At 56.5% G+C, this 25,447-nt stretch carries 26 protein-coding genes; 9 read left to right on the top strand and 17 right to left on the bottom strand.

The genetic code is table 11. The features are described 5' to 3' along the window. Position 1: 1 nt before the first annotated feature. Positions 2-217 (bottom strand): twin-arginine translocase TatA/TatE family subunit, encoded by a 216-nt coding sequence (gene tatA / locus GG681_RS00585; protein WP_153544042.1) that lies wholly within the window; start codon positions 215-217, stop codon positions 2-4. Between the two features lie 219 nt (positions 218-436). On the opposite strand from tatA, the gene GG681_RS00580 reads away from it, so the two are divergent. Together GG681_RS00580 and GG681_RS00575 are read left to right on the top strand one after the other, a co-directional pair. Continuing rightward, positions 437-760, top strand: coding sequence for a hypothetical protein (locus GG681_RS00580; protein ID WP_153544040.1), 324 nt, complete (start codon positions 437-439; stop codon positions 758-760). Between the two features lie 32 nt (positions 761-792). After that, positions 793-1,485 carry a helix-turn-helix transcriptional regulator gene (locus tag GG681_RS00575; protein ID WP_153544038.1) on the top strand — a complete coding sequence of 231 codons (693 nt, stop codon included), beginning with the start codon at positions 793-795 and terminating at the stop codon, positions 1,483-1,485. Positions 1,486-1,549: 64 nt separating this feature from the next. Here GG681_RS00575 and GG681_RS00570 read toward each other — a convergent pair whose 3' ends face one another. The 4 genes from GG681_RS00570 to GG681_RS00555 all read right to left on the bottom strand — a co-directional run bounded on the left by GG681_RS00570 (position 1,550) and on the right by GG681_RS00555 (position 5,768). Next, entirely contained in the window at positions 1,550-2,647 is a 1,098-nt protein-coding gene (locus GG681_RS00570; RefSeq protein WP_153544036.1) for an ABC transporter ATP-binding protein, read from the bottom strand. Between the two features lie 69 nt (positions 2,648-2,716). Then, positions 2,717-3,757: a methyltransferase domain-containing protein gene (locus tag GG681_RS00565; protein WP_153544034.1), complete on the bottom strand. Its 1,041-nt coding sequence runs from the start codon at positions 3,755-3,757 to the stop codon at positions 2,717-2,719. Positions 3,758-3,867: 110 nt separating this feature from the next. Next, entirely contained in the window at positions 3,868-4,986 is a 1,119-nt protein-coding gene (locus tag GG681_RS00560) for a hypothetical protein (protein WP_153544032.1), read from the bottom strand. A 2-nt stretch (positions 4,987-4,988) separates the two neighbouring features. After that, positions 4,989-5,768 carry an SDR family oxidoreductase gene (locus tag GG681_RS00555; protein WP_153544030.1) on the bottom strand — a complete coding sequence of 260 codons (780 nt, stop codon included), beginning with the start codon at positions 5,766-5,768 and terminating at the stop codon, positions 4,989-4,991. A 204-nt stretch (positions 5,769-5,972) separates the two neighbouring features. On the opposite strand from GG681_RS00555, the gene GG681_RS00550 reads away from it, so the two are divergent. The 4 genes from GG681_RS00550 (at position 5,973) to GG681_RS00535 (ending at position 10,305) form a co-directional block, all read left to right on the top strand. Next, on the top strand, positions 5,973-6,974 hold the full coding sequence (locus GG681_RS00550; RefSeq protein ID WP_153544028.1) for a Hint domain-containing protein: 1,002 nt from the start codon (positions 5,973-5,975) through the stop codon (positions 6,972-6,974). 128 nt (positions 6,975-7,102) lie between these two features. Further along, complete coding sequence (locus tag GG681_RS00545; RefSeq protein ID WP_153544026.1) at positions 7,103-8,158, top strand: extracellular catalytic domain type 2 short-chain-length polyhydroxyalkanoate depolymerase; 1,056 nt, start codon at positions 7,103-7,105, stop codon at positions 8,156-8,158. A gap of 35 nt (positions 8,159-8,193) precedes the next feature. After that, positions 8,194-8,604, top strand: coding sequence for a hypothetical protein (locus GG681_RS00540; protein WP_153544024.1), 411 nt, complete (start codon positions 8,194-8,196; stop codon positions 8,602-8,604). Between the two features lie 93 nt (positions 8,605-8,697). Continuing rightward, positions 8,698-10,305, top strand: a complete 1,608-nt coding sequence (locus GG681_RS00535) for a peptide chain release factor 3 (RefSeq protein WP_153544022.1) — start codon at positions 8,698-8,700, stop codon at positions 10,303-10,305. A gap of 132 nt (positions 10,306-10,437) precedes the next feature. Here the strand turns inward: GG681_RS00535 and GG681_RS00530 are convergent, their stop codons facing one another. Both GG681_RS00530 and GG681_RS00525 read right to left on the bottom strand, forming a co-directional pair. Then, the gene (locus GG681_RS00530; RefSeq protein ID WP_153544020.1) at positions 10,438-10,941 is read right to left on the bottom strand and encodes a hypothetical protein; all 504 of its coding nucleotides are present in this window, start codon (positions 10,939-10,941) and stop codon (positions 10,438-10,440) included. A 309-nt stretch (positions 10,942-11,250) separates the two neighbouring features. Continuing rightward, positions 11,251-11,895 (bottom strand): suppressor of fused domain protein, encoded by a 645-nt coding sequence (locus tag GG681_RS00525; protein ID WP_153544018.1) that lies wholly within the window; start codon positions 11,893-11,895, stop codon positions 11,251-11,253. Positions 11,896-12,271: 376 nt separating this feature from the next. Here GG681_RS00525 and GG681_RS00520 point away from each other — a divergent pair, with 376 nt between their 5' ends. From GG681_RS00520 to GG681_RS00510, 3 genes are all read left to right on the top strand, one after another. Then, complete coding sequence (locus GG681_RS00520) at positions 12,272-13,174, top strand: glycosyltransferase family 2 protein (protein WP_235899685.1); 903 nt, start codon at positions 12,272-12,274, stop codon at positions 13,172-13,174. 156 nt (positions 13,175-13,330) lie between these two features. Beyond that, positions 13,331-14,755 (top strand): DEAD/DEAH box helicase, encoded by a 1,425-nt coding sequence (locus GG681_RS00515; protein WP_153544014.1) that lies wholly within the window; start codon positions 13,331-13,333, stop codon positions 14,753-14,755. A gap of 188 nt (positions 14,756-14,943) precedes the next feature. Then, positions 14,944-15,108 carry an RSP_7527 family protein gene (locus GG681_RS00510; RefSeq protein ID WP_153544012.1) on the top strand — a complete coding sequence of 55 codons (165 nt, stop codon included), beginning with the start codon at positions 14,944-14,946 and terminating at the stop codon, positions 15,106-15,108. A gap of 78 nt (positions 15,109-15,186) precedes the next feature. On the opposite strand, the gene GG681_RS00505 is transcribed toward GG681_RS00510, so the two are convergent. The 10 genes from GG681_RS00505 to nuoI all read right to left on the bottom strand — a co-directional run bounded on the left by GG681_RS00505 (position 15,187) and on the right by nuoI (position 25,446). Next, complete coding sequence (locus GG681_RS00505) at positions 15,187-16,854, bottom strand: ribonuclease J (protein WP_153544010.1); 1,668 nt, start codon at positions 16,852-16,854, stop codon at positions 15,187-15,189. Continuing rightward, positions 16,851-17,633 carry a type III pantothenate kinase gene (locus tag GG681_RS00500; protein WP_153544008.1) on the bottom strand — a complete coding sequence of 261 codons (783 nt, stop codon included), beginning with the start codon at positions 17,631-17,633 and terminating at the stop codon, positions 16,851-16,853. The genes GG681_RS00505 and GG681_RS00500 overlap by 4 nt, the downstream gene beginning before the upstream one ends. A 15-nt stretch (positions 17,634-17,648) precedes the next feature. Then, positions 17,649-18,395, bottom strand: a complete 747-nt coding sequence (locus tag GG681_RS00495) for a biotin--[acetyl-CoA-carboxylase] ligase (protein ID WP_153544006.1) — start codon at positions 18,393-18,395, stop codon at positions 17,649-17,651. 66 nt (positions 18,396-18,461) lie between these two features. Beyond that, positions 18,462-19,901, bottom strand: a complete 1,440-nt coding sequence (gene nuoN / locus GG681_RS00490; RefSeq protein WP_153544004.1) for an NADH-quinone oxidoreductase subunit NuoN — start codon at positions 19,899-19,901, stop codon at positions 18,462-18,464. Positions 19,902-19,916: 15 nt separating this feature from the next. After that, complete coding sequence (locus tag GG681_RS00485; protein ID WP_153544002.1) at positions 19,917-21,467, bottom strand: NADH-quinone oxidoreductase subunit M; 1,551 nt, start codon at positions 21,465-21,467, stop codon at positions 19,917-19,919. After that, the gene (gene nuoL / locus GG681_RS00480) at positions 21,467-23,632 is read right to left on the bottom strand and encodes an NADH-quinone oxidoreductase subunit L (protein WP_153544000.1); all 2,166 of its coding nucleotides are present in this window, start codon (positions 23,630-23,632) and stop codon (positions 21,467-21,469) included. Before nuoL ends, GG681_RS00485 begins: the two co-directional genes overlap by 1 nt. Positions 23,633-23,638: 6 nt before the next feature. After that, the gene (gene nuoK, locus GG681_RS00475; RefSeq protein WP_153543998.1) at positions 23,639-23,944 is read right to left on the bottom strand and encodes an NADH-quinone oxidoreductase subunit NuoK; all 306 of its coding nucleotides are present in this window, start codon (positions 23,942-23,944) and stop codon (positions 23,639-23,641) included. A gap of 4 nt (positions 23,945-23,948) precedes the next feature. Beyond that, positions 23,949-24,551 (bottom strand): NADH-quinone oxidoreductase subunit J, encoded by a 603-nt coding sequence (locus tag GG681_RS00470; RefSeq protein ID WP_153543996.1) that lies wholly within the window; start codon positions 24,549-24,551, stop codon positions 23,949-23,951. Beyond that, positions 24,548-24,955, bottom strand: coding sequence for a carboxymuconolactone decarboxylase family protein (locus tag GG681_RS00465; RefSeq protein ID WP_153543994.1), 408 nt, complete (start codon positions 24,953-24,955; stop codon positions 24,548-24,550). The genes GG681_RS00470 and GG681_RS00465 overlap by 4 nt, the downstream gene beginning before the upstream one ends. Beyond that, a complete protein-coding gene (gene nuoI, locus GG681_RS00460) occupies positions 24,952-25,446 on the bottom strand; it encodes an NADH-quinone oxidoreductase subunit NuoI (protein WP_153543992.1) in 495 nt (164 codons plus the stop codon). Before nuoI ends, GG681_RS00465 begins: the two co-directional genes overlap by 4 nt. Position 25,447 lies beyond the last annotated feature (1 nt).

The raw sequence follows: 25,447 nt of genomic DNA, 5'->3' as shown, positions 1-25,447 counted from the left end.
CTTATGCCTTATCTTTTTCGGTCTCGGGGGTGATGTCTTTGGCTTCTGCTGCCGCTTCTTCCTCAAGCTCCTGAGTGCTGTCGTTCACGCCTTTCTTAAAGGCGGTGATGCCTTTGCCCACTTCGCCCATCAGCGATGAAATCTTGCCGCGGCCAAAAAGAACCAAAACCACAACAGCAATGAGCAGGATGCCGGGAAGGCCAATATTGTTCAGCATGAGATGTCTCCTAAGTCTGAAACCGGCGCTATGGCTGCCGGTGAATGCGTTGTCCCAACTTTAGGCGCACCGCCTGTGGCGCGACCAGAGCGCGCAAACAGAAATCCTGTGGTTTTCGCAGCTTAGAGATGTTTTTTAAAACGCGCGCAAACCAACTGACAGGTTTATGTCAGTTGGTCTGCGTTACACCCGCCCCATCACCCAAGATGGAGAGATGTGATGAAAGTGGTTGAGATTGTCAGCTTTGAAGCCGCAACTGGGATCAGTGACGCAGATATGCTGGCCGCGATGAAACGGACCGAGGCGTTTTTGCACACGCAGCCCGGCTGCCTGATGGCCCTCCTTAGCAAGGGCGAGGATGGGCGCTGGCGCGAGATCGTGCTGTGGCGGGACATGGAAACAGCACAGGCCGGCAGCAAAGCCTTTGAAGCGCAGGATTTTCTGCCTGAAGTGATGGCGGTGATCAAAGCAGACAGTCTGACATTGCACCATGAGCCGGTGCAGTGGGAAATGGCTGCACGCGAAAGACTTCAATGGGGTTGACCTGATGCGCGCGGTTGGATCAAAGCTAGGGCATGGCCCGGTCTGATCGTCTGTTTGACATTATCCAGATCCTGCGCGACGGAAAACTACACCGGGCGCAGGACATTGCTGCACGCCTTGAGGTCTCGGTGCGCACGATCTACCGCGATATGGATACGCTCATCGCCTCAGGCGTCCCGGTCGAAGGCGAGCGCGGCGTCGGCTATATGGTGCGCGAACAGATCACCCTGCCCCCGGTCAATCTGACCACCGAAGAGCTGGAGGCGCTGAACCTCGGCATGGCGATTGTGGCCGAGGCGGCAGATCCCGCGCTTAAGGCGGCGGCGCAGTCGCTGGCGGAAAAGATCGACGCGGTGCTGCCCACCCATACCATTGCCGAAGCGGATGCGTGGAAGTTTGCGGTTTATCCCTTTGCGGATGCGGCGCGCGGCTTTTCCCATATGGCCACATTACGCGCAGCCATTAAGGCGCGCCAGAAATTGCACCTAAGCTACCGCCGTATCGATCAGGTGCTGACCAAACGCACCATCCGGCCGCTGCATATGGAATATTGGGGCCGGGTCTGGACGCTGACGGCCTGGTGCGAAGCGCGCACGGATTTCCGGGTGTTTCGGGTGGATCTGATCGAAGAGGCCAGCGCGCTGCCGGAACTCTTTGTCGATGAGCCCGGCAAAAGGCTGCAGGACTATGCAGCGCAATGCGAGGCGTCTTCTTCACCTTTTTAAAAATACTCCCGCCGGAGGCAGCGCCCGTCAGGGCGCTTTTTGGCGGGCCGCAAGAGGTGCTGTTTCAGACCTCAAATACAAAACAGCGGTTGCGCGGCACCGTCAGCCACAACACCCGGTCCGGTTCAGGAATAAACACATTGGGCACCACCGCCTTGAGGATGGAGCCATCGTGATCCATGCGAAATTCAACCAGGCTTTCATGGCCTAAAAACCGCGCCCGCACCACCTGCGCGCGCGCCGCCACCCCATCTGAGGCGGTGGGCAATGGGCCGCGACCGTTGCGATCAAAATCAATGCGCACATGCTGGGGGCGAAACACGATCTCAACCGCGGTGCCATCCGCATGGCCCGGTGCCAGAAACTGGCCAAATGGCGTTTCAACAATTGCGCCTTGAACAACCGCTTCCAAAACATTGACATCACTGAAAAAAGCCATGCTCGCCTTATCAACCGGGCGGGTATAGACGTTATAGGGCGCGCCCTGCTGCACAATCTTGCCCCGGCGCATCAGCGCGATGTCATCGGCCATACGCATGGCCTCTTCCGGCTCATGGGTGACCAAAAGCACGGCGGTGTCTTCTTCTTTCAACAGGCTGAGCGTTTCATCACGAATGCCGTCGCGCAGCCGGTTATCAAGGCCCGAAAACGGCTCATCCATCAGCATGATGCGTGGCTTTGGCGCCAGCGCACGCGCCAAGGCGACCCGCTGTTGTTCGCCGCCTGACAGCTCGTGCGGGTATTCATCAATATAACGGGTGAGCGACACCCGCTCCAAAAGCTCTTTTACCCGGGCGCGTTTTTCGTCGCGGCTGCCGCGCAGGCCAAAGGCAACGTTATCCGCGACGCTGAGATGGGGAAACAGGGCAAAATCCTGAAACATCAACCCGATTTCGCGCCGTTCGGGCGGGACGCGGAACATGGTGTCACAGACCAGCTTGCCATCCACATAGATTTCGCCGCTGTCTTGCATTTCCACGCCCGCAATTATGCGCAGCGTGGTGGATTTGCCGCAACCCGAAGGGCCAAGAAGGCAGGTCACCTTCCCGGCTTCCAGCGTCATGGACACATCGTCCACAACGGTTCTGCCATCAAATTCCCGATGCAGGTTGCGGATTTCCAACCGCGGGGCAACAAGCGGATCAGTAAGAGCAGTATTCATTGCGGCGTTTCAATCCTGCGGTTGATGGCAATCACTCAGCATTATCAACCCGGTGAAACGCGCGCAAGATCAGCAGCACGCAACACCGTCCGCATCAAAGTTAAAAGGCGCATCTCCACCGCAGCCTTCAAAAATACCGTGGTGGGTTTCAAAATCGCCGATAAAATCAAAATGATCGGCAAAGCGCGTATCGCGCAGCATCATCCAAGTGTTGCCACAGACGGGAAACACCTTGCCCTTGGGGATCACATGATGGCTGTCGAGGATAAATTCATGTGGTGCGTGTTCTACCGTGCCTTTGTAAATCACCGCCTGACCGTAATCTTCGCAGGCCGGTTCAAGTGCTGCGAGTTTGAACAGACGGTAGGTGGCCGACACAAAAGAAAGCGGCGCAACCCGTTGTTCCAGCACCGGGTTTTCAATGGTCAAAGGCCGCGCGGTGACAAGGCGGGGGTCGTTAAACCCGGACGCCTTGGAGATCGACAGGAAATCATTCCAATACAGCGCGCCTGAGAGGCATTCGCCATAGAGCACTTCATCCTCGGCCATTTCCCTTGGCACGCGGCGGTCGGCGTAGACATCTGAAAAATACATCTCGCCGCCGTCTTTGAGCAGATGCGCCGCGCCGCGCAGAACCGCCGCCTTATCGGTGGCAAGGTTGACCACACAGTTTGAGACAATGATGTCAAAGCTGCCGGGCTCCAGATCAAGCTCATCGAGCTTTTCGATATAGCCGTGGTGAAATTCGACGTTAGAGTGCGCGTGGCCAAATTTTTCCGCGTGATACTCCTGATGGCGTCGGGCCACATCAAGCTGCGCCTCGGTCATATCAACGCCCACAACGCGTCCGGTTTCCCCCACCAGTTTGGAGAGCGCATAAACGTCACGCCCCGCGCCACAGCCAAGATCCAGAATGCGCGCGCCTTCCAGCGCCAAGGGCGCAATCAAGCCGCAGCCATAGTAGCGCGTCAGAACATCGTCGTGGATGTCAGAGAGCACCCGTTTGACATAATCGGGCATATCATCGGGGCTGCAGCAGGCATTGGTTTGCAGATCATCGCTGCCTTGCAACACTTCGCCGTAATAGTTCTGAACGTTTTCATGTTTCATCGGGGGCTGGCTCCTGTCGTGATTGGAACTGGAGCTAATGTGCCTTGTGTGGCCCCGCAACACCGGGCGCAAACAGTCACGCAAGCGTGACCATTTGCGTTGGTTTATTTCTACTCTGTCAGCTCAAAACTGGCTTTTGCGCGCACCACACCATTGACCATCAGTTCAATGTGATGGGGCCCCGGCACCAGGGTAAAGGTGCTGGCACCGCCTTTGAGGTGGTGGGATTTTTTCAGGCTGAGCGCGCCATTTTTGAGCGTGGCCTGTTTCAGCTTGTGGGTTTTTACGCGCGTTTTGCCGCCTTTGGTAGGGAAATGCATGATGTAGTCCACCAGCACCGGCGCATCCGTATCTCCGCTCAGCTGGCAGTCAAACATCAGCGCGTCACCTATGGCCACGCGATCCACCTGCAGCGTCAGCGTCGCATCAAGCGCCACATCGGGATCATAGCCAAGCAGGCGGAGCGCGCGGGGGTCGCCCGCTTTGACCAGACCGCGCAGGGCGTGGTTGGTGATCCATTTCAGCTCCTTTGTGTCCTGCTGGCCAAGTTCCGCCCAGCGCGTCAGACGATCCAGCACCAGTGCGGGCTGTTTTTTGGAGATGTCATTGAGGTGATTTGCAACCGAACGGGTCACATAGCGGGTTGGATCACGGTGCAGCACATCAAGAATGGGCAGCGGCGCATCCAGTGTCAGCGGCACCGCCATGCCCCAGGGCAAACGCGGGCGGGTGCCTTCGCTGGCAAGGCGGCGCACATGGTAGTTTTCATGTTCAGCCCATTTGGCCATGCGCGCGAGGGTCAGATCGGTCCATTGTTTCAGAAACGGGCGGATGGCCCATTCCATCGAGAACCGTTTGGTGACCTCAGAAATGAGATCCAGCGACAATTCCGGGTGATCGTCCAGCCCGCGTGCCACGATAAATTCACCAATCGGAGCAAAGATGAAATCGCCAAAATCATCATCGCTCAGGCTCGGGTCCAGCGGTTCGGGCAAGGCTGCGGTGAGAATGGGCGCAAGCTCTGGCAAGGGCTGTGGCAGATGCGTACCCAGAGTTTCGGCGATCCAGTTGATGCGCTCTTTCAGTTCCAGATCCAAAAGGCGCGACATCACATCATCGGTGAATTTGCCTGCATCAAACCCCGGTGCAACCGGCGCAAACAGACCCGCAAGATAGCGGGTCTTTTCTTCGTTAAAAAGCTGATCTTTCAGCGAAAAACCGGTGTCCATGATTACAGTGTCGCGTTGGTGGCACCGCCATCCAGCAAGATGTTCTGGCCAACCATAAAGCCAGCGTGCTGGGAACACATAAACGCGCAGGTAGCACCAAATTCCTGACGGGTGCCATAGCGATGGGCGGGAATGGTGGCTTCGCGTTGGGCCTTGGCCTGATCAAGGCTGATCCCCTGCTGGCTGGAGACACCCGTATCAAGCGACACCGCGCGATCGGTGGCGTGGATGCCGGGCAGCAGGTTGTTGATGGTAACACCATGCGCTGCAACCTGACGGGCGGTGCCTGCCACATAACCGGTGAGCCCAGCGCGGGCGGAATTTGACAGGCCAAGCACCGCAATCGGCGCTTTCACAGATTGTGAGGTGATATTGACCACCCGTCCCCAGCCGCGATCGATCATTGCGGGCAACAGCGCCTTCATCAGCGCAATCGGGGTGAGCATATTGGCATCAAGGGCGGCAATGAAATCGTCGCGGTCCCAGTCGCTCCACAGGCCGGGAGGCGGGCCGCCTGCGTTGGTCACAAGGATGTCGATCTGCCCCGCCGCATCCAGAACCTTGGCGCGGCCTTCATCTGTGGTGATGTCACAGGCGACGGTGGTGACCGAAACGCCATAGGTTTTGCGAATATTTTCAGCCGCCTGTTCAAGCGCGTCACTGCCGCGGGCGTTCATCACCAGATCCACGCCCGCCTCTGCCAGCGCCTCGGCGCAGCCCAGACCCAGACCCTTGCTGCTTGCACAGACCAAAGCGCGTTTGCCCGAAATACCAAGATCCATTTTATTCCCCATATGTTCGCGTATTGTTTGCATGAACCCTTGCATATCTATGGCCGCGATGGCCAGTCACAACTCGCGGATGCGGGCCACCACAGAAAAATCCGCCAAAGGTCCGCAAATGGCCTCATTTTTAAATTAATGATTTAAAGAGCCTGTGGCGTTAGGATCAAACGCCAGGCACCGATCACCAATATACGCTGGGTTATGGCTGTTACTTCATCACTGTCCACCTCTTCACTGTCTACACTCGCCTATCGCGCCGATCAGTTTTTTGTAGAAACGGGCGCGAACCTTGGCGATGCCTTTGGCATCTATGAAGACCTGGTGCTCGATGACACCTATCAGCTCTTGGCCAAAAGCGTGATGGGGCGGCTGGCGCTGGACGCCTGCCCCGATGGCACGATTTCAATCGCCAAAGACACCGATATGGGGCGCGCAGGCGCGCGGCTGCATCTGGATTGCGTAGTGACATTGATGCCTGCGGTTGGCCCCAATGTTGAGGTGGTTTCCGCCGTGGAAGTGGATGGCGACGGGATGATTGCCGAGATCTATCTGCTGCCGCTGGCGCCGTTGCGTGCAGATCAGGGCTATACATTGGTGGCAGCCAATCGCCACACGCAGCACCAGAAACTGGCGCAGCTCGCCAGCGCGTCTTTTAGCCGGGGCACCCATATCACCCTGGCCACCGGTGCGCAGTGCAAGATCGAAGATCTCAAGGTGGGGGATCGGGTGTTGACCCGCGATGAAGGCCCGCGCGAGATCCGCTGGATTGGGCAGAGCACCGCACCTGCCGTGGGCAATCTGGCACCGATCCTGATCAAGAAAGGTGCGCTCAACAATGCGCAGGATCTGATTGTCAGCCCGCAGCACCGGCTGATGGTGTATCAGCGCAGCGACAGTATTGGCCTTGGCACACCTGAGATTCTGGTACGTGCGTCAGATCTGGTCAATGGCAGCACAGTTACGGTGCAAGATGGGGGTTACGTGGATTACTTTCAGATCCTGTTTGACCGCCATCACATTATTTATGCCGAAGGGATTGCCGCAGAAACCCTGCTGTTGACGCCTTTTACTGCGCCTGCGCTATGTTCTGCCGCGGTGTTGGAACATACGGCTGCGGATCAGCTGCCCTATCTGGAACCCCGCAAAAGCCAACTGCCACGGGGTGATGCAATCGCCGCCTTGAAACAGGCATCGCGCGGCTAAAAGTTGCATCAAATCCCACAGCGCCATTTTTTGCGCTGCTTTAGCTGAGGGTCGATTTACGCGAGCCGGATCGAGACCTATCGTCACTTTGCAGGTGCAGCATGCCCTGTTTTGTTTTGGAGATTTCGATGCGATTGGAAACATCTACTCTTCCCAAGTTCAAAACCCAGGGCCAGCATTCCATTTCTGGCCTCTCGTCTGGCGCTTTTATGACGGTGCAGATGCATGTGGCGCATTCGGCGGATTTCATTGGCGCGGGCGTTATTGCCGGCGGGCCATATCGCTGTGTTGAAAGCTATATGCACGCAGCCCATAAGCCTGCGGATGCCTATGTGTTGAACGCGCTTTATGTGGCAATGAATCCGCTGACCAAAGACACTGCCCCCAATGGCAAGGAACTTGCAGAAAAGGCGCGGTGTACGGAAAATATCGACGATCTGAAAAACCTGACCGATGACAAGGTTTATATCTTCACTGGCTCCAAGGATCTGGTGGTGCGCTCGGTCTCGGTTGCGGCAACGCGCGACTTTTATGCAGAGCTGGGTGTGCCGGAAAAAAACATTGCCTATGACGACACCGTGCCTGCGGGTCATTCGATTATCACCGTCAATGACACCGACAGCCCCCTGGCGGCCAATAAGCCGCCCTATATCAACAAGGGGGATTTTGTTCAGTCCCACCAGCTGTTGCAACATATCTACGGCAAGCTGAAACCAGCGGCGCAACGGGCCCATGGTCGCTATGTGCAGTTTGAACAGGAGCCGTTCTGGGGCGAAGAAGGTGCGCGCGCCAGCATGGCGAAATACGGCTATGCCTATATCCCCTCGGAAGTCGACAAAGGCATAGCCGAAGCCAAGGGCGTGCATATTGTGATGCATGGCTGCAAACAGGGCTATTCCTATGTGAACTATGTGAACGGGCTGGCAGACAAGGCCAATCAGCCCCCCTATGGCACCCGCTATATCACCACCACCGGCTATGTTGAGATGGCAGAGGCCAACAACATTATCCTGCTGTTCCCGCAGGCCGTGGGTGCCGATACCAATGCGGCGCAAAACCCCGAAGGCTGCTGGGATTGGTGGGGCTACAGCGACACGGAATCGCCCGAACCTGATTATTACAGCAAAAACGCAGTTCAGATCAGCGCAGTCCATGGGATGCTGTCGCAGCTGGCCTCACTGTAACGCCCCGCTTTATTGCTTCGAAAAGGAGCCCACCAATGTTTGAAGATCACATCGTAAAACCCTGCGAAGTACAGGCCAAGAACGGCATGCGGGCCTTTGACACGTTGAAGGATGCCGCAGTTCTGGCCGCAAATTCAGATAAGCCAGATACATTGTTTGAAGCGATGTCGCTGTTTCTGAGCGCGAGCCAGCGCAGCATTGAGATGCAAAAGCAATGGCAGGAAGATTGGAAAGACTGGGTGGTCTATGCCTCTAAACTGCCCGGCGCTGATACCACCTCGAAATTGGTGGACCGGCAGAACAATATCGCGCTACAGGCCTCAGCCCAGATGAGCAAACAGACCACACAGACGCTGGAATTGATCGACAATATCTTTGTCAGCTATTCTTTCTGGCTCAGCCAGCAGGCACAGGCCGTGCGCAAAAAAGACGACTGCGGCTGCTGACGCCGTTTCGCACAAGCTTGGATAAAAGCCCCCTGCCGTTTGCGTGGGGGCTTTTTCTTGCTCATCGCCTGAAAACTACCTATATCCGCGCTCATGTTGGACACCGCTACAAATCGCCCCGAATTGCCGCCTGAAATTGCCCGTCGCCGGACGTTTGCGATCATTTCGCACCCGGATGCAGGTAAAACCACGCTGACGGAAAAGTTCCTGCTTTATGGCGGTGCTATTCAGATGGCGGGACAGGTGCGCGCCAAGGGCGAAGCGCGGCGTACCCGCTCTGACTTTATGCAGATGGAAAAGGACCGTGGGATCTCGGTTTCGGCCTCTGCGATGTCGTTTGATTTTGAAGGATTCCGCTTCAATCTGGTGGACACGCCGGGCCACTCCGATTTCTCGGAAGACACTTATCGCACGCTGACAGCGGTGGATGCGGCGGTGATGGTGATCGACGGCGCGAAGGGCGTGGAAAGCCAGACGCAGAAACTGTTTGAAGTTTGCCGCCTGCGCGACCTTCCGATCCTGACGTTTTGTAACAAAATGGACCGCGAAAGCCGCGAGACCTTTGATATCATTGATGAGATTCAGGAAAATCTGGCGATTGATGTGACGCCCGCTTCCTGGCCCATTGGGGTCGGCCGTGAATTTATCGGCTGTTACGACATGCTGCGCGACCGGCTGGAACTGATGGATCGCGCCGATCGTAACAAGGTGGCTGAGACCATTGAAATCGACGGGCTTGATGATCCCAAACTGGCGGAACATGTGCCCGAGCATCTGCTTGAAAAGCTGCTCGAAGAGGTCGAGATGGCCAAGGAGCTGCTGCCCACGCTTGATCCGCAGGCGGTGCTTGAGGGGCATATGACCCCGATCTGGTTTGGCTCGGCGATCAACTCCTTTGGTGTCAAAGAGCTGATGAACGGCATTTCCACCTATGGGCCAGAGCCGCAGGTGCAATCGGCGCAGCCGCGCGAAATCGCCCCTGAGGAAAAGAAAGTTGCGGGCTTTGTGTTCAAGGTTCAGGCCAATATGGACCCAAAACACCGCGACCGCGTTGCCTTTGTGCGCATGGCCAGCGGCCATTTCAAACGCGGCATGAAACTGACCCATGTGCGCACCAAGAAACCGATGGCGATTTCCAACCCGGTGCTGTTTCTGGCCTCAGACCGCGAATTGGCCGAAGAGGCCTGGGCGGGTGATATCATCGGCATCCCCAACCACGGACAATTGCGCATTGGTGATACGCTGACCGAAGGCGAAGCGCTGCGCGTGTCTGGCATTCCGTCCTTTGCGCCGGAACTCTTGCAAGGCGTTCGCGCGGGCGATCCGATGAAGGCAAAACATCTGGAAAAAGCGCTGATGCAATTTGCCGAAGAAGGCGCGGCCAAAGTGTTCAAACCCGCGATTGGCTCGGGCTTTATCGTGGGGGTTGTTGGCGCGCTGCAGTTTGAAGTGCTCGCGTCGCGCATTGAGATGGAATACGGGCTGCCGGTGCGGTTTGAACAGTCTCAATTCACCTCAGCGCGTTGGTTGTCAGGTGAAAAGGCGGAGGTGGAGAAATTCGCCGACCGCAACAAGCAACACATGGCGTTTGACCATGACGGCGATCATGTGTTCCTGACCCGCCTGCAATGGGACATCGACCGGGTTGAACGCGACCACCCCGAGCTGAAGCTGACCGCGACCAAGGAAATGATGGTCTGATTGGGCTGCGGCCTTAAAGCGGCCTTGTGAATAGGTGCAGATCCTTTGTGGAGGGTCTGCACGGCCTTGTGGCTTTATGTCTGCAGTGAGCCCGATGTGCCGAAATGCAGCGCAATCATCGAATACCTGTTGTTAGACAGATGTGGCTACCGCCCGGTCGCCTAGCGTGATCACCCGCAGTGCCCGGCCGGTGAAACTGCCAGAGCACAAACCAATCAATCCGCCAAAGATGACAGTGTATAGCAGTGTACTCAACACGTGCGGAGCCACTGCTTCAAACACGCCATTCACGAAATTGGAAAAGAAGATCAGCATAAGGATCAAAATCGTCATTTTGTCTCCTTGAAGCCGCATCTTTCGACCCTTTTTTTCAAGGATCAATCCATCTTGCCACCGAAAAGCTACCGTCAGGCCAACCATGTAAAAAGAGGCAAAAACAATCCAACTCGTGGGAATATGACCAAGTCCCATAAGCGCCTTCACAGCCGTCAGGCCGAACAATGGGTAGAAGAAATAAGGAACAATTGAGCTGCTCCGCGTCTTCATTGCCAACACACCAATCGCCAAAAGTACAAAGAAGAGCGGCCAAACCCAGATTGGCGCATTTTGCCATATTCCAACAAAGATTTCGCTCATCTCGCGTACCTTACTGTGAACTCTCTGAATCTATTGTAGTATCTACGCATATTAGGTGGTACCTGCCAGTGAAAAACTCGGAGTTCCGGCACTGGCGCAACTGCAGCGAACTCACACGTCGTCCCGCAAAGCGGACCATGGTTTGCTGACAAACTTGCCTTCTGGTCTCTGGCCCTGCATGCTCGGCGCGACATAGTCGCGACAAACAGCCTGCGTCCAATGCTCCCACAAAACCCTCTCCCCCATTGGGGTATTGTCTCTACCATCAAGGCGACTGCGCGGGGTAGCGATTGAATTTATGCTTCGCTATCAGCGCACTAAGCGGGTTGCGGGAAAGCTACCGTCGCTTTCCAATCGGGTGCGAAGGCTTGCAAAGCCTTCGTTTCGCGCAAGGTCTCGCTCTTGCTCTGTTACCCCGATAAACTGAAGTATCTCAACTGTGCCAGAGGGCAGCTGAAACTGCGGTGCGTAGCTTACGGGGCTGTGCAGAATAACATTTGTAATCGGCGTGCCTTCTTTGCCATCAATCGGGCCACCCAGCGGGATGCGATCATCCAGGCCCAGCGGGGGTCTATCTCCGAAATGTCCATGTGACAGAAGAAGATCATAGGCGAGCATCTTGAGCAAAAACCGTATCGCCCAATCGCCCTGCGCCTGCGTTTCAATCGAAAATTCCACACCTGCGCCCGACGCACCATCGGGTTGATACTCCTCTGGTGGGACATCCCAGGGATTTGACTGACCAGAGGTGATATAGACCCAGCTTGCGCGACGATCTGTTGGCGCAAATTCAAAAACACCGTACTGCAGCCAGCGCGCATCGATCCGCGCATCTCCAAAGGGCTGAAACGATGCCTGAGAGAGCGGGAAGATTCCGCGCGATTTTGAGCCAAGGAGCTCAGGGTAGGCTGTCTCTTCGCGATATTCCCAAACCGTTTCCAGATCCATCATCATCTGTCCCCCTATGTCAAAACCAAGCCCAACGCGAACGCTGTCTCCCCCAACATTTACGGGTCATCGCGCGCGGCACGCGGGAAGTCATGCATCCTGTATCATGTCACCACATATCAAATGTGACAGTCTTGCGCGTTGCGAATGTACGATGGTCGGTACAGGCGGGGATGCCCTGCCGAGCACGGCACATTTCCAGAGCGCCCATTCTGGTGGTGCCCGTTTGAGGCATTGATTGCAAAGACTTGCCTTTCGCGCCGCTCACTTGCATCTTCATCGTTGGATCAGCCACTGGATGACATCTTTTATGCCCCCTCACACCCCTCTGCCCCGCTGGGGTATTGTCTCTACGATCAAGGCACCTGCGCGGGAGGTTTTGATGTTTGCGGCCTATCATCTGGAACAGGGCGCGCATCGGGTCTGTATCTATCTGGATGCGCCCTGCCCTGAGGCGTTTCCCTATCTCAAGGCCCATCCCAAAGTGCGGGTGATTGACTGCGACGCGGCCTATTGGAAGCGCCAGCCACGCACGCGCCCTGACGCGCATCAGCTGCGCCAGACCTACAATGCCAACCGCGCCTATCGCAAACAGTGCAAGGATCTGGACTGGCTCACCCATATCGATGTGGATGAGTTCCTGTGGAGCGTTGCGCCAATTGCCCATGAGCTGGCCGCCCTGCCCAACGAAGCCATCACCGCGCGCGTGTATCCAGCCGAAGCGCTGGCGGGGTCGGATCGCTATTTTCGCACCGCCGTGCCCAAAGGAGAGCAGCTGCGCGCGATGACCCAGACGCTTTATCCCAATTGGGGGGCCTATGTGGCGGGCGGGATGTTGAGCCACAGGGTGGGGAAGATCTTTGTGCGCACCCAGGTAGAGGATCTGAAGATTCGCATTCATCAGTGTTTTGTCGGGGAATTGAAGAATCCCTGCGCGGTGGATCTGAAAAACATCGATCTGTGCCATTTTCATGCGCGTGACTGGGACCATTGGATTGCGCAATATCGCTATCGCCACAGCCATGGTGCCTATCGCGCCAACCTGAAACCGTTTCGCGCCTTTGGCCCGGATGGTCCCACCATGCATGAGGCCCTTTCTGAGCTGGAGCAGCGCCGCGGAGAGGCCGGATTACGTGCGTTTTATGAAGAGTTTTGCGCAAACACCGCAGCGCGGCGGGCGCAGCTTAGGGAGTTTGGCATGTTGCGCGACGTAGATCTGGCGCGGGAAAAAACACTGGAAAAACACTTTCCAACCTATGCAAATGCTGTTGCGCAAATACAGTAACTTTTAATTAGATCCTTATTTTCGGCCACTTGGTTTGACGCTGGGCTTCGATTTTGCTATGCGCTGCGGCTATATGAGACGGGCAGCTGCCAGCCCGCTCCCCTTAACGCGATGGAACGCGCGGGCCAAATCTGTGTCCGCAATATATGGACACATATGACCAAATTTACCGATCTCAACCTGAACCCCAAGGTTTTGAAGGCGATTGATGACGCCGGATACGAAAGCCCCACTCCCATTCAGGCCGGGGCTATCCCTGCTGCGCTGGAAGGCAAAGATGTGCTGGGCATCGCACAAACCGGCACAGGCAAGACCGCGTCATTTACCCTGCCGATGATCACCCTGCTGGCCCGTGGCCGCGCCCGTGCCCGCATGCCGCGCAGCCTGGTTTTGTGCCCGACCCGTGAATTGGCGGCGCAGGTTGCTGAGAATTTCGACACCTACACCAAACACCTGAAGCTGACCAAAGCGCTGCTGATTGGTGGGGTTTCTTTCAAAGAACAAGAGGCGCTGATTGATCGTGGCGTTGATGTTCTGATTGCCACCCCCGGCCGTCTGCTGGACCATTTTGAGCGCGGCAAGCTGTTGCTGACCGGTGTGCAGATCATGGTGGTGGATGAAGCTGACCGGATGCTGGATATGGGGTTCATCCCCGATATTGAACGCATTTTCAGCCTGACGCCCTTTACCCGCCAGACGCTGTTTTTCTCGGCCACTATGGCACCTGAGATCGAACGCATCACCAATACGTTCCTGTCGGCACCTGCCCGTGTGGAAATCGCCCGTCAGGCGACCACTTCGGAAAACATCGAACAAGCTGTTGTGGCGTTCAAAGCCTCGCGTCGCGATCGTGAAGGCAGTGAAAAGCGCAAAGTGCTGCGTACATTGATTGACCAAGAAGGTGATAGCTGCGCCAATGCGATCATCTTTTGCAACCGCAAGACCGACGTGGACATCGTTGCAAAAAGCCTGAAAAAATACGGCTATGACGCCGCGCCTATTCACGGCGATCTTGATCAGGCGCAACGGATGAAAACGCTGGAAGGTTTCCGCGAGGGATCGCTGCGTATTCTGGTGGCTTCAGATGTGGCGGCGCGCGGGCTGGATGTGCCAAGCGTGAGCCATGTGTTCAACTATGATGTGCCGGGCCACGCCGAAGACTATGTGCACCGCATTGGCCGTACCGGTCGTGCCGGGCGTCAGGGTAAAGCCTTCACCATCTGCACCCCCAAGGATGAAAAAGCCCTGGATGCGGTTGAGACGCTGGTGAAAAAGCAGATCACCCGTCTGGAAAATCCGGTGAAGCCAAAACCTAAGGCTGAAAAGAAAACCGATAAGGCGGCTGAAAAAACAGCTGATACAAGCGAGAAGCGTGCGAGCACCCGCAGCGATGCGGAGAAACCGCAGAGCAAAACCGCGAGCAAGCCACAGAGCAAATCACGCTCTGACGCACCTAAATCCCGTGACAGCAAATCAAACAAGCGCTCTGGTGGGCGTCGTGATGATCGCGTTGTAGTGGGCATGGGTGACCATATGCCAAGCTTTATCGCGCTGAGCTTTGCCGAGCGCCGCGCCAGCTGATCGCAGGAACAGTTTTCTAGCTACAGCCGCTCCTTTGGGGCGGCTGTTTTGTTTTGCCCAAGTATTTAAAGTTCTTACCTTTGCACTTGCAGCATGACGGGTCTTCGAAACTGGCTCATGTAATTCACCGCAAAGCGGCGTATCTGACCGGAAAGAAAATAACACACTCATTTCGGATGGCACCTATCATGACCGCTAACTCACTGACCACCCAGAACATTCGTGACGCAGAACTGCGTGCACGCCAGATGCGTTCTGAAGCTTTTGCAACTTTCCTGCGCGCAGCCTTTCGCGCGGTATTTGCTCGCAAAGCCACAGCACGCCCGGCCTTTACCCGCCCTGCTCACGGCTAAGGCCAAGCCTCGTCCCAATACAAAAGCGCCGCAGGTGAAAACCCGCGGCGCTTTGTTTTTTTGTAAACTGTCGTGGTCTTAGCGCATACGGCTGACGATCACGGTGACCTCAGGCTTGCGGCCGATTTCCGACATCGCGCTTTGACGGGCGATGCGGCGCAGGTTCTCTTCCAGCTTTTCTTCGTCGCGCAGCGTTTTTGCATCGGCGCGCATCAGATACTGGTTGAGATCTTCTTCCATCACATCCTCAAGCGGCGCTTTGGATTGGCCAACCTCAGCCAGGCCGCGCAGATCAACCCAGGGCTCGCCCAGTGGTTCATCCTCTTCGTCCAGGATCACGGTCACAACCACGAGGCCATTCAGCGCCATGCGAATACGATCGCGCACCACACCATCAAGGGCACCGATTTTCACCGAGCCATCAAGATAGGTGCGGCCGGTGTCGACATATTCGACCACGCGGGGGGCATCAGCGTTGAGTTCAACCGCCATGCCGTTGACAGCCAGCACGCTTTTCATGCCTTTTGCTTCGGCAAGCTGCGCGTGGCGGCGCAGGTGACGGTGTTCACCGTGCATCGGGATCAGGATCTCGGGCTTGATGATGGCATGGAATGCCTCAAGATCGGGACCATTGGCGTGACCTGAAACGTGATACAGCCCCGAGCTGTCATCCACCACATCGATACCACGCTCAGAGAACTGGTTGATAATGTAGCCGACGCCTTTTTCGTTGCCTGGGATGGTTTTTGAGGAAAACAGGAAGGTGTCACCCTCTTTCATCTCAATGCCGCGGTATTTGCCGCGTGCAAGCTGCGCGGTGGCGGCGCGGCGTTCACCCTGGCTGCCGGTGGTGATCAGCATCAGATTTTCGCGCGGGATCTTATTGGCGTCTTCGGGCGAAACCACTTGCGGGAAATCCGTGAGAACACCGGTCTCGGTCGAAGCTTCGATCATGCGCCGCATGGCACGGCCGAGCAGCACGATGGAGCGGCCAGCCCGCGCGCCTGCTTCGGCGAGGGTGCGCACACGCGCAACGTTTGACGCAAATGTGGTCGCGGCAACCATGCCAGAACAGCCCGCCACCAATTTGGTGATCTCGTCGGGCAGTTCCGATTCAGAGCGCCCCGGATTGGGGGAAAACACATTGGTGCTGTCACAGATCAGCGCCAGCACGCCATCTTTGGCAATCTCTGCCCACATATCAGGATCAAAGGCTTCGCCCACCAGCGGGTTGGGATCAAGCTTGAAATCGCCGGTATGGATGACACGGCCAGCTGGGGTGTCGATCACCAATGCGCCGCTTTCGGGGATCGAGTGCGACATGGGCGCAACCGCAACCTTGAAGGGGCCGTGTTCCCGCACTTCGGGCCAGGGCGATACCGTTTCAACCACCTCACCCGGCAGGCCCTGATCGTCGAGCTTGCGACGGGCAAGGTTTGCGGTGAATGAGCGCGCATAGATCGGCGCTTCGAGCTCGCTGTAGAGATGGCCAACCGCGCCAATGTGATCTTCGTGGCCGTGGGTGATATAGATCGCCTCAAGCTGGTCTTTGCGTTCGCGCAACCAGGCAATGTCGGGCATGATCAGATCGACGCCCGGCGTTCCATCCATGTCCGGGAAGGTCACACCAAGATCCACCAGGATCAGCCGCTCCTGCCCCGGTTTGCCATAGCCATATACATAGGCATTCATGCCTATTTCCCCTGCCCCACCAAGAGGCAGGTAAATCAATCTTTCAGTACTCATTCCGAGGTGCCAACGTCCTTGTTGTATGAATGGATGATCTGCAAGCCATGCATGGTGAGGTCTTCCTCAAAGGCATCAAACAGATCTGCAGATTGCTGGAAAAGCGGCGCCAGCCCGCCTGTAGAGATAACTTTCATTTCGGTTCCGCGTTCAGCACGGATGCGATCGCAGATTTCGCGCACAAGCCCCACATAGCCCCAGAATACCCCGGACTGCATGCAGGCAATTGTATTGGTGCCGACCACCGCCTGCGGTTTGGAGATGTCCACGTGAGGTAGCGCGGCGGCGGCCTGGTGCAAGGCTTCAAGGCTGAGGTTCACACCAGGGGCAATCACCCCGCCCACATAGGCTCCATCAAGGTCTACCACATCAAAGGTGGTGGCGGTGCCAAAATCGACAATGATAAGATCACCGCCGTGTTTGTCATAGCCTGCAACCGTATTCACAAGCCGGTCGGGGCCTACGGTGGTGCCAGTGTCAACGCGCACATCCACTGGCAATAGACAGTCGGATTTTCCCACCACCAAAGGCCGCGTGTCAAAGTAACGATCCGACAGCACCCGCAGGTTAAACACCACCCGCGGCACCGTGGATGAGATGATCATATCGGTGATCTTGGCGTCGATCCCCTGCAGTTTCATCAGGGTATCAAGCCAGACAAAATATTGATCCGCGGTGCGTTTCCAGTCGGTCGCGGTGCGCCACATCCCCATAAAGGATTTACCATCCCACAGAGAAAAAACCGTATTTGTGTTCCCGCAATCGACCGCCAGCAGCATGGGCGCGCCCCCGTATCAGAAGAATATATCAGCTGCGGCGATAGAGACGCGGCCCTTGGCGGTGTTTAGAACCAGATTGCCCTCGCTGTCCACCGTCTCAAAGGTGCCTTCGTATTCTTGCTGACCTGCGCGCGCGGTGATTACCTCACCCAAACGGGCGGCGCGGGCGAGCCAAGCTACGCGGATCGGCTCAAATCCCAGCGTGGTGAATTGCAGCTCATAGCGGGCATAGGCTTCGGCCAGGGCGTCCAGAAACGCCTCGGGCGTGACCTGAACCCCGGTTTCGCCATGAACGGACACCGGCCAAACCGCCTGTGGTTCCAGCCATTCTTTCATTGGGGTTTCAACCAGATTGACGCCGATGCCAATAAAGAGATGCTTCAGACCCTGCGCGCCACCCACGCTTTCGAGCAGGATGCCAGCAAGTTTACCACCGTTGAGCAGCACATCATTGGGCCATTTGAGCGCCAGCCCCTCGGAACGTCCAGTCACCGCCTCGATCGCATCATAAAGCGCAAGCGCTGCAACAAAGCTGCGCAGCGCGGCCTCGGCCGGGGTGCCGTTGGGGCGCAGCACCAAAGTGCCCGCAAAATTGCCACTGGGGTCTTTCCAGTCGCGTCCACGTCGTCCGCGCCCCTTGGTCTGTTTCAGACCCAGGATCCACTCTGGTCCCATCAGCTCGGGTGCAATGCGCGCGGCCTCATCCAAAGTACTATCAACTTCGGTCAGAACGCGTTTTCCGTAACCTACCGGCCAGCTCATATGAAATTCCTCACGCAAAAGGCCCGATCCTAAGACCGGGCCACGCTAAAGTGCCTTACGCCAGTGTCAATTGACAAGCGTTGCCGCTGCGGTCAAGGCGGCGTTCTCGATGCCGAACTGATATACCAATCCAACCACCATCAAAAGGGCGGAAGCGGACAGGGCTGCGGACAAAACCGGTGAGCGGTTGGCCACAACATCAGCACCTTCAGTGCCAAAGTACATGAAGAACACGATCCGCAGGTAGTAATATGCGCCAATCACCGAAGCGACAGCCGAGGCAATCACCAGCCCGGTGAGACCGGATTCAATACCTGCCTGCCAGACACCGTATTTGGCAAAGAAGCCCAGCATCGGCGGCACGCCCGCGAGCGAGAACAGCAATACCAGCATCGCCAGCGCCTTCACCGGCTCTTTTTTGGAAAAGAGGTTGAGCGCATGGATGTCGGTGACGGGTTTGCCATCTTTTTCCAGCATCAAGATGAAGGAGAAGGTGCCAACGTTCATGGTGATATAGATCACCAGATAGGTGAGCATGGCGGCAACACCCTGCTCAGTACCCGCAGCCAGACCAATCAACGCATAGCCCATGTGGGCAATCGAGGAATAGGCCATCAGGCGTTTGATGTTGCGCTGGCCGATTGCGGCAATTGCACCAAGGAACATCGACAGCACCGAAAGCACCACCAGCACCTGCTGCCAGTCCTGCACCGCGCCGCCGAAAGCGTCAAACATCACCCGCGCAAAGAGCGACATTGCCGCCACTTTGGGTGCGGTGGCGAAAAAGGCTGTGATCGGGGTTGGCGCACCGTCATACACATCTGGTGTCCACATGTGGAACGGAACCGCCGAGACTTTGAACGCAAGGCCCGAGATCAGGAAGATCAGACCAAACAGCAGGCCGAGGCTCATCTCACCATGTTCAACAACGGCGATGATACCTGCAAACTTCGTGGTGCCCGCAAAGCCGTATACCAAGGATGCGCCATACAGCAGCAGACCCGAAGACAGCGCGCCCAGCACGAAGTATTTCAGACCGGCCTCGGTGGATTTGGCACTGTCACGGCGCAAGGACGCCACAACGTAAAGCGCCAGCGACTGCAGTTCGAGCCCCATGTAAAGCGACATGAGATCGCCCGCAGAGACCATCATCATCATGCCAACAGCCGACAGTGCAACCAGCAGCGGGTATTCAAACCGCAGGATGTCACGACGCTGCATATAGTCCTGACCAATCACCAGCACGATGGCCGTGACCACCAAGATCGCGGATTTGGAGAAACGCGCAAAGGCGTCATCCACGAACATGCCGTTAAAGGCGATATTGGTGCCCGCTGGCAGCGTTGAAATCACAATCGCCAGCACCAGCATCAGGCCAGCGGTGGACCATAGCAGCGGCACCGCCAGTTTGTCTTTGCCCGTATAGACCGCGAGCAGCAGCGCGCCCATCGCAAAGAGCGCCAGAATAATCTCTGGCAGGATTACGGAGAGATCAGCTTGGGTCATTTGCCATGCACTCCCTTAGTGCGACGCAATCCGGGTCGCTACAGGCGAAGTGTCTGCAGCAGCCAGGGATTGGTTAACGTTTTCGACCAGCGCCGCAGTGGACGGGCCAATAATATCAGTGATCAGTGCCGGGTAGACGCCGAGGATCAGGGTCATGGCAATGAGTGGCGCAAAGATCAGTTTTTCACGCGCGTTCATATCGGTGATGGTTTTCAGGCTCTCCTTGATCAGATCGCCAAACACCACCCGACGATAGAGCCAAAGCGCATAGCCCGCCGAGAGGATCACACCAGAGGTCGCAACAAAGGCCACCCAGGTGTTTTTCTGGAAGGTGCCCACCAGGGTGAGGAATTCCCCAATAAAGCCCGAGGTGCCCGGCAGACCAACGTTGCCCATGGTGAAGAACATGAACACCAGCGCATAAGCAGGCATACGGATCACGAGGCCGCCATAGGCGTCGATGTCACGGGTGTGCATGCGGTCATAGATCACACCCACACAAAGGAACAGCGCCGCCGAGATAAAGCCGTGGCTCAGCATCTGGAAGATCGCGCCATCGATCCCCTGCTGGTTCATGGCAAAGATCCCCATGGTAACAAAGCCCATGTGCGCAACCGAAGAATAGGCGATCAGCTTTTTCATATCGTCCTGCACCATCGCCACCAGCGAGGTGTAGACAATCGCAATCGCAGACATCCAGAGGATGACATCGGTCATCACTTCGGCACCCACCGGGAACATCGGCAGTGAGAAGCGCAGGAAGCCATAGCCCCCCATCTTCAGCATGATTGCCGCCAGCACGACCGAACCCGCAGTTGGGGCCTGCACGTGGGCATCTGGCAGCCAGGTGTGTACCGGCCACATCGGCATCTTCACCGCAAATGAGGCAAAGAACGCAAGGAACATCAGCGTCTGCATGCCACCCACAACGTGGATGCCCAGAACATCAAAGGATCCCGCCGAGAAACTATGCGACAAGAGCGCCACAATATCGGTGGTCTGCGCATCCGCAAACATCGACACCATCGCCACCAGCATCAGCACCGAGCCAAAGAAGGTATAGAGGAAGAATTTGAACGAGGCGTAGATGCGGTTTTTGCCGCCCCAGATGCCCACAATCAGGAACATCGGGATGAGGCTTGCTTCGAAGAACAGGTAAAACAGCACCAGATCCAGCGCCATAAACACGCCCAGCATCATGGTTTCCAGCACCAGGAAGGCGATCATATATTCTTTGACGCGGGTTTTGATGTCCCAGCTGCACAGGATGGTGAGCGGCATGACAAAGGTGGTCAGCAGCACAAACAGCACCGAGATGCCATCTACGCCCATCTTGTATTTCAGCCCCATCAGCCAGTCGCGTTCCTCAAGGAACTGAAAGCCCGTATCATTGGGGTCGAACTGGAAATAGATGCCCAGGCTCACCAGGAAGGTGATTGAAGTGGCAAACAGCGCGGTCCATTTGGCGTTGCGCTGCGCTGCTTCGTCTTCGCCGCGCAGGAACAGGGCCATGATAATAGCCGCCACCGTTGGAATGAAGGTGACGATAGAGAGGAGATTGTCCATCAGTGCGATCCTCCGCCGATCGACATCCAGGTGACAAGGGCAGCTATCCCAAGCACCATCCAGAAGGCATAAGTGAAGATATAACCAGATTGCGCGCGCCCAGCGAGGCGGGTGAAGAAGGGGATGACCCCCATGGACAGACCATTGAGGAAGCCATCAATGGTGCCACCATCACCGCGTTTCCACAGGAAGCGACCAAGTGCCAGCGCCGGTTTGACAAAGACAGCGGTGTAAAGCTCGTCGAAGTACCATTTGTTCTTGAGGAACAGGTAAAGCGGCTTTTGCTGCTCTGCCAGGCGTTTGGGCAGATCCGGTTTTACGATGTAGAAGAGATATGACAGTGCAAAGCCCAAGAGCATCGCAATGAACGGTGCCACTTTGACCCATTTCGGGGCCGCATGGGCATCATCGAGCACGTGATTATCTGGCGCGATATACAGCGCACCTTCACCCGGCTTGCCCACAAAGGCGTAGTGGTGATCGCCGCCATGGTCATCTGCGTGATCGTCTTTTGCAGCATGGGTATCTGCATGATCGTCAGCGTGATCATCATGCGCGTGATCATCATGGGCTTTAGTTTCGGCGTGATCGTCGTGACCTGCACCATGTTCCGACGCTTCAGCCACCGGAATACCGTAGAATTTGCCCACCTTATCTGCGTGACCAAAGAAGCTGCCGTACCAGACCATACCGGCCAGCACCGCACCCACGGCCAGAACACCAAGCGGGATCAGCATAACCATCGGGCTTTCATGCGCATGTTCATGCGTATGTTTGTTGCCGCGTGCCTCGCCGTAGAAGGTGAGGAAGATCAGGCGCCAAGAGTAAAAAGACGTCATCGCAGCTGCAATCACCAGCATCCAGAAACCATACATGGATCCGCCTGCATAGGCGCTCTCGATGATGGCGTCTTTGGACAGGAAGCCCGCGAAACCAAAATGCGTGAGCGGAATGCCAACACCAGTAATGGCCAGCGTACCAATCATCATCGCCCAGAAGGTATAGGGGATCTTTTTGCGCAGGTTGCCGTAGTTCATCATGTCTTGTTCATGGTGCATCGCATGGATGACCGAGCCCGCGCCCAAAAACAGCATCGCCTTAAAGAACGCGTGCGTGAACAGGTGGAACATGGCTGCGGAATACATACCAACACCAGCGGCCACGAACATATAGCCGAGCTGCGAGCAGGTCGAATATGCAATCACGCGTTTGATGTCGGTCTGAACCAGACCGACGGTGGCGGCAAAGAATGCGGTTGTGGCGCCAAGCACGGTGATGAATGCGGTGGCCTGCGGGGCAACCTCCATCAGCGGTGACATGCGGCAGACCAGGAACACACCTGCGGTAACCATGGTCGCCGCGTGAATAAGCGCCGACACGGGTGTTGGGCCTTCCATCGCGTCCGGCAGCCACGTGTGCAGGATCAGCTGCGCCGATTTACCCATCGCACCCACAAACAGCAGGAAGGCAATCAGATTGGCCGCGTTCCAGTCAGTCCACAAGAAGGTCACCGTGGTTTCGGCCAAGGTTGGGGTAGCGGCGAAGATTTCACCAAAGCTGATGCTGTCGGTCAGGAAAAACAGGCCAAAGATACCCAGCGAGAAGCCAAAGTCACCGACACGGTTGACGATGAACGCTTTCATCGCCGCAGCACCGGCAGACGGCTTACGGTAGTAAAAGCCGATCAGCAGATATGAGGCCACGCCCACGCCTTCCCAGCCGAAGAACATCTGCACCAGGTTGTCAGAAGTGACGAGCATCAGCATCGCGAAGGTAAAGAAGGACAGGTAGGCAAAGAAGCGCGGCTTGTAGCTTTCGCCGTCTTTCCACTGCGGGTCGTGATCCATGTAGCCAAAGGAATACAGATGCACGAGCGCCGACACTGTGGTGATCACGATCAGCATGATCGCGGTCAGACGATCCACCCGGAACTGCCAGGAGGTATCAAGCGAGCCCGACTGGATCCATGTCAGGATTTCAACCACATAGTAGCCATTTTCATGGGCACTTGGATCAAAGGTCAGGAACACGACCCACGACAGAAGCGCCGTCAGGAACAAAAGCGCGGTGGCCGTGATCGTTGCAACTTTTTCGCCGATGAATTTTTGGCCAAAGCCGCAAATCAGGGCCCCGACCAGCGGGGTAAAGAGAAGGATGGTTTCCATGACGCCTTAGCCCTTCATCACGTTGATGTCTTCGACGGCGATGGTGCCGCGGTTACGGAAGAAGCAAACCAGGATCGCCAGACCAATCGCAGCCTCAGCAGCCGCGACGGTCAGAACGAACAGAGTAAAGACCTGCCCGACGAGGTCGCCCAAGAAGGAAGAAAAGGCGACCAGGTTGATGTTTACCGCCAGGAGCATCAGTTCGATGCTCATCAACAGGATGATGACGTTCTTGCGGTTCAAAAAGAGCCCGAAGATGCCGATGACAAATAGCACCGCCGCCACTGTAAGATAATGTTCAAGACCGATCATGTTCTCAAAGTCCCTGCCCCGGTTTGATGTCTTTCAGCTCCATGGCTTCGGCCGGGTCGCGGTACATCTGAGCCAGAACATTTTGGCGTTTGACGTCCTGGCGATGGCGCAGGGTCAGAACGATGGCGCCAATCATGGCCACCAGTAGGATCAGACCTGCCAGCTGGAACAAAAGGAAATATTGATCATAGATGATGAGGCCAAGCGCCTCGGTGTTGTGTCGGTCAGCCGGTGTCGGCTGCGCCAGAAGCGAGCTTGCGGCGGGCGCTGTTTCCCAGGCGCCAAAGGCGAGGACAAACTGCATCAGGATCACCAGGCCGATCAACAGCGCAAGCGGCATGTATTTTGCCATCTCCGCCTTGAGTTCGGCAAAATCCACATCCAGCATCATCACCACAAACAGGAACAGCACCGCGACCGCCCCCACGTAAACAATCACCAGCAGCATGGCGACAAACTCTGCGCCCAAAAGCACAAACAGCCCCGCTGAGGAAATAAAGGCTAGGATCAGCCACAGCACCGAATGCACCGGCTGGCGGCTGATTACAGTAAACAGACCCCCGGTGATCGCGCTGATGGCGAAGAGGTAAAAGGCAAACACGCTCATGTCTCGTCGTCCTTGTTGTCGCCCATGACTTCCTGCGCCAGTTCCAGCGCGCGGTTCATGGCCGGAATGCCGGCAAAGACCGACATATGTCCAATCGCTTCCACGATCTCTTGTTTCTTTGCTCCCGCCTCAAGGGCGTGTTTCACAGTCTGGCGCAGCGCCGTATCAGCCTGCGCCCCCTGACAGATCAGCCCTGCCAACGTCAGCAGAAGCCGGGTCTTGGCATCAAGACCGTCTTTATTGACGGAATTGCCAAACATCATTTCCATGACCTCTTTGGGCATGGTGGGCCAGAGCGCCTCAAACCCTTTGGGCGAGAACTCTTCAAGCGCAGGGTTCAGCGCTTTGGCCATCTCCTGGGCTTGGCTCATCATCGCTTCAAATGGGTTTTTGGGATCACTCATCTGTAAGGCGCATCCAATTCGAGGTTACGGGCAATTTCTGCTTCCCAGCGTTCGCCGTTCGACAGGAGTTTTTCCTTGTCATAAAACAGCTCTTCGCGGGTCTCAGTGGCGAACTCAAAATTGGGTCCTTCGACCACGGCATCTACCGGGCAGGCTTCCTGGCAGAAACCGCAATAGATGCATTTGGTCATGTCGATGTCATACCGCGTGGTGCGACGGCTGCCGTCTTCGCGCGGTTCCGCATCAATGGTGATCGCCTGCGCCGGGCAAACCGCTTCGCAGAGCTTGCAGGCAATGCAGCGTTCTTCGCCGTTGGGATAGCGGCGCAGCGCGTGTTCACCGCGGAAACGCGGGGACAAAGGCCCCTTTTCGTGCGGGTAGTTGATCGTTGCCTTGGGAGCAAAGAAATACTTCATTCCCAGTTTAAAACCTTGCCAGAAATCCTGCAGCAGGAAGTATTTGGCAGCGCGGGTATAGTCGATCTGGGTCATA

This window comes from Tritonibacter aquimaris (genome assembly GCF_009617595.1).
Lineage (GTDB): Bacteria > Pseudomonadota > Alphaproteobacteria > Rhodobacterales > Rhodobacteraceae > Epibacterium > Epibacterium aquimaris.
Note: the sequence above shows the minus strand (reverse complement) of the source record. Positions and strands in the feature narration are given on the sequence as shown.